Origin of the sequence: Synechococcus sp. H60.3, from assembly GCF_047462295.1 — a bacterium.
Classification (GTDB): domain Bacteria; phylum Cyanobacteriota; class Cyanobacteriia; order Thermostichales; family Thermostichaceae; genus Thermostichus.
This window is the reverse complement of the sequence record NZ_JANSIY010000167.1, coordinates 1-3,795: the sequence shown is the minus strand read 5'-3', so window position 1 is coordinate 3,795 and position 3,795 is coordinate 1. Positions and strand designations below refer to the sequence as shown.

3 protein-coding genes and 1 pseudogene are annotated in these 3,795 nt (G+C 62.1%); 3 read left to right on the top strand and 1 reads right to left on the bottom strand.

Features of this window, described 5'->3' with window-relative positions:
• Positions 1-241 (top strand): annotated as a pseudogene (locus NW841_RS12285) (molecular chaperone DnaJ); the annotation flags it as partial.
• Here NW841_RS12285 and NW841_RS12280 read toward each other — a convergent pair.
• Positions 238-1,644, bottom strand: a complete 1,407-nt coding sequence (locus NW841_RS12280; protein ID WP_414386628.1) for a 2-succinylbenzoate--CoA ligase — start codon at positions 1,642-1,644, stop codon at positions 238-240. The pseudogene NW841_RS12285 and the gene NW841_RS12280 overlap by 4 nt on opposite strands.
• A 225-nt stretch (positions 1,645-1,869) precedes the next feature.
• Here NW841_RS12280 and petG point away from each other — a divergent pair, with 225 nt between their 5' ends.
• A complete protein-coding gene (gene petG / locus NW841_RS12275) occupies positions 1,870-1,983 on the top strand; it encodes a cytochrome b6-f complex subunit V (RefSeq protein ID WP_414332627.1) in 114 nt (37 codons plus the stop codon).
• A gap of 70 nt (positions 1,984-2,053) precedes the next feature.
• Positions 2,054-3,673 (top strand): bifunctional pantoate--beta-alanine ligase/(d)CMP kinase, encoded by a 1,620-nt coding sequence (locus NW841_RS12270; protein WP_414366592.1) that lies wholly within the window; start codon positions 2,054-2,056, stop codon positions 3,671-3,673.
• Positions 3,674-3,795: the final 122 nt, after the last annotated feature.

Sequence of the window (3,795 nt, the reverse complement as noted above, 5' to 3'; positions counted from 1 at the left end):
GCCCACGGCAGTGGCTCTGGCCGAAGCCCTCCTGAAACGCTTTCCCAACTCCGGCGAGGCCATCCACATCTTGGCTTTGGCCTATCAACGCTTCGGCAACCATTTGATCCAAGAGGGGCGCCACCGGCAGGCAGAAGCCTATCTGAGAAAGGCCTTGGCCACAGAGCCAAATAACCGGGAGTTGGCCTTTGAAATCCGGCGAGATCTAGCCCGTCTGGGCATCCGGGAGGGATCCAGCTAGCTGCCTGGCGCTGCAACTTTCAACTGCTGGGCCGCCCACTGCCGGAGCTGCTGGCGGTTGACCTTGCCCTGGGCGTTGCGGGGGATCCCGCTACACCACAGCCATTGCTTGGGGTGCTTGAAGGGGCTTAGTTGTTGTGCAAGGTGCCGCTTTAGGTGCTTCTCCAGCTCGTTGCTGCTTAGAGAGATCCCAGCCCTGGGCACAGCCACCGCCACCACCTGCTGGCCCCACTCCTCATCGGGCAGGCCCAGCACACAGACATCTTCTACCCAGCCGCTGGCGCGGATTTCCCCCTCCACCTCGGCGGCCATCACCTTTTCCCCTCCGGTCAGGATGAGCTCGTCGGCGCGGCCCAGCCAGTAGAGATAGCCCTCTGAGTCCAGATAGCCCCAATCGCCGGGGGTGAAGCCCCGCTGTTGCCATTGGCCTAGAGAATCTGCCTCGCTGGAGAGAGGGTAGTAGCCCAGTGCCAGCGACTCAGCCCACACGTGGATGCGGCCTACCGTCTGGGCGGGCAGGGGATCCCCTCTCTCACCGCGGATCTCCACGGTGGCGTGGGGTAGGGGCCGGCCCAGACTGTCGCTGCCCTGCAAGAAAGCTTCTGGCAGCAGCGTACATACCTGGGAGGCGGTTTCGGTCATGCCGTAGGTGAGGGCTAGGGGCAAGTGCAACTGCCGGGCCTGTTGCCGTAAACTGGGCCAGGTGGGGCCGCCGCCAACCAGAATGGCCTGGAATTGGTGTAGGCTCTCCAAGACTCCTGGCTGGGCGTTGAGCAACAGCCGCTGCAACTGGGTGGGCACCAGCGACAGAAAGCTGCCCGGCAAAGGCGGATCCCAGGCCTCAGCCTGCTGCTGTCGTTTCCAATCCCAGACAATCCACTGGCCGCCGCTCAGCCAGGAACGAACAGCCTGCATCAGGCCGCTGACGTGGTACAGGGGCAACACACAGTAGCTATGGATACACTCCACCCGGAAGTGCTGTTGGTGGGCTCTGGCGGAGGCGCTGAGGGTACGCCAGGAGTGCACCGCCCATTTCACCTGACCGCCGGAGCCGCCGGTAGGGATCCCAATTACCGGCCAATCGGTGCTGGGCAGGAGCTGTTGCCAATGCTCCAGCTGGGGGTTGGAGCAGGCGGGATCCTCCTGCAACTGCCCTTGCCGCCAGTGCCAAGCGGATCCCAGGCCGGCCAAAGCCTGTCCCCACTCCCGTTCTCCCCAGTGGGGATTGGCTAAGAAGAGGGGGATCCCCAGGTGTTGGCAGGCCAAAACGGCAGCCCACACTTGTAGCGGATCCGAGTCTGCCACCAGTAGGGGAACGGCCTTGTCTGCCAGAGGGCGCAGTTGCTCTTCCAGCCCAGACAGGCACTCCTTCAAAGCGGGAGAGCAGTTGTGGTTGGGAAACATCTTTCGGCAAGCTCAGGCGGGACAGTTGCAAGTTAAACGAAGTGATCAAAAAGCAAGCTATAGCCGTGGAGACTTGACCATCCACTGAGGCAATTGGGAGGTGTCCCCCGTCTCTTCGTTGTTTTGATTTTTGGCAGGGATCCCCTCCTCAAAGGCCCGGGCAAGGTGAGGAAGAGTTTGGGCTTGGCTTATCATGATCTAGGTTTGAAGTAGGAGGCCTAGGTTGTGATCGAGCCAATTTTGCTGGGGATCGTTTTGGGGATGGTGCTGGTTACCTTGGCAGGCCTGTTTGTGGCCGCCTACAGACAGTATCAGCGCGGCAATAAGATCGGTCTGTGAAAGCCAGGGAGGAAAAGCTGGCACCAAACCGTCGGCAAGAGAGCGGCTCAGCAGGTGAGGTGGCATAGCGATGCAGTGGCTGCGCACGGTGGCGGCTTTGCGGGAGCAGGTAGCGAGCTGGCGGGGATCTACCATAGGCTTGGTGCCAACGATGGGATCCCTGCACGAGGGGCATCTCAGTCTGATCCGCCGCTGCCGCCAAGAGTGTGACCACACGGTGGTCAGCATCTTCGTCAACCCCCTCCAATTTGGCCCCAACGAAGACTGGGATCGCTACCCCCGCGATGAGGAAGGGGATCGGGCCCTGTGTGAAGCGGCGGGCGTGGATGTGGTGTTTGCCCCCGACCCGCAAGAGATGGGAGCCGACCCGGCAGCCGGAGGCGACCGCACTTGGGTGATGCCCCCCGAATCCCTTCTGCAGACCCTCTGCGCCCCCCACCGACCGGGGCATTTTCGCGGCGTGGCCACCATCGTGCTGCAACTGCTGAACCTGGTGCAGCCGCAGCGGGCCTATTTTGGCCAAAAGGATGCCCAGCAACTGGCCATCATCCAGCGCCTGGTTCAGGATCTGCAGATCCCCACCACCATTGTCCCTTGCCCCACCGTGCGAGAAGCCGACGGCCTTGCCTACAGCTCCCGCAACCGCTACCTCTCAGCAGCGGAGCGGCAGGTGGCCGCCAGCCTGTACCGCGCCCTGCGCCGAGGTTACGACCACTGGCAAGCCGGGGATCCCTCCGCCGAAGGGATCCTGGCCGCCGCCCGTGCTGAGCTAGAGCACACCCCGGAGGTGCGCGTGCAGTATCTGGAATTGGTGGATCCGCAAACCCTCCAGCCCCTATCGGAGGTCAAAGATAAGGGACTGCTGGCCATCGCCGCCTATGTAGGGCAAACTCGCCTGATTGACAACCTGCTCCTTTCCCCGGAAGGTGCGGATCCCTTGCCCCAAAAACAGCAGAGTGCAGTGCCTCCTTCCCCGAAAACAGGGCGTCGCCCGCTGATTGCCATCGACGGACCGGCAGGGGCCGGGAAGTCCAGCGTAGCGCGAGCAGTGGCCGCTCAACTGCAGCTCCTGTACTTGGATACGGGGGCGATGTACCGGGCCATCACCTGGCTGGCGCTGCAGCGGGGGATCCCGTTGGACGACGCCGAGCAACTGACCCAACTGGCTGCCCAAACCCAACTAACCTTACAAAGTGGCCCCTCGGCCGACGAACCAACCCGCATCTGGGCCGACGGTGAGGAAGTTACCCAGGCCATTCGCTCCCCAGAGGTGACCCGCTGGGTTTCTCAGGTGGCGGCAGTGCCAGGGGTACGGCAGGAGCTGGTGAAGCGGCAACGCCTCATTGGACGGGATGGGGGGGCTGTCCTGGAGGGGCGAGATATCGGTACCCATGTTTTTCCTGATGCCGAGCTGAAAGTCTTTTTGACCGCCTCGGTGGGGGAGCGGGCCCAGCGCCGGCAACACCAACTGCAAGCCCAAGGACAAGTGGTGTCCCTTGAAGAGTTAAAAGCTCAGATTGAGCAGCGGGATCGCCGCGACAGCGAACGGCTTATCTCTCCCTTGCGGCCTGCCCCCGATGCCATTCTGATCGACACGGATCACCTGAGCCAGGCTGAGGTGGAAGACAAAATTGTGAGGCTGTACCGCCAGCTTTTGGAGCAATCCGGGGCAGCCCATTTCGACAATTAATTATCTGAACCCTGAAGATTTTCTCAAGCTTTCGAGATGGGGCCAATTCAACGTAAGGCGCGGGATTCCCCACCCGGGTGGGGAGGGATAGCGCCTCCTGACTGATTCTGGATATATCGCTT